The sequence below is a fragment of the Halomonas sp. SIMBA_159 genome, assembly GCF_046536035.1.
Lineage (GTDB): Bacteria > Pseudomonadota > Gammaproteobacteria > Pseudomonadales > Halomonadaceae > Vreelandella > Vreelandella venusta_A.
Map to the genome: position 1 here is coordinate 1 of NZ_JAWJBT010000624.1, position 270 is coordinate 270.

Genomic DNA, 270 nt, shown 5'->3' on the forward strand with positions numbered 1-270 from the left:
GAGAAACTGCGGGTTTCATAAACCTGAGGCGCCAGTTCCAGGTCATGTGTCGCACACATTGGTGCCAAAAAGGACTCCGCCTCTGCAGCGTTTCCACGGTGAATGCTCTCAAAAGGGCGGATGATTAGGTTTTCAGCGCCAAAATGCGCTTCCATACGTTTGATCAGATGCAGCCAAGACAATTGAGATGGTGTGAAGCTGCTCAGATAATGCTCGAAGCTGCACCATGTCGTGTCGGACAGTAACTGTGCATGATCGAGATGCAGGGAG

1 protein-coding gene is annotated in these 270 nt (G+C 51.1%); it reads right to left on the bottom strand.

What is annotated here, in order from left to right; all coding sequences use genetic code 11:
* Positions 1-270: hypothetical protein (locus R0J87_RS20700; protein ID WP_498888604.1), on the bottom strand; the 270-nt coding region annotated here is incomplete at both ends.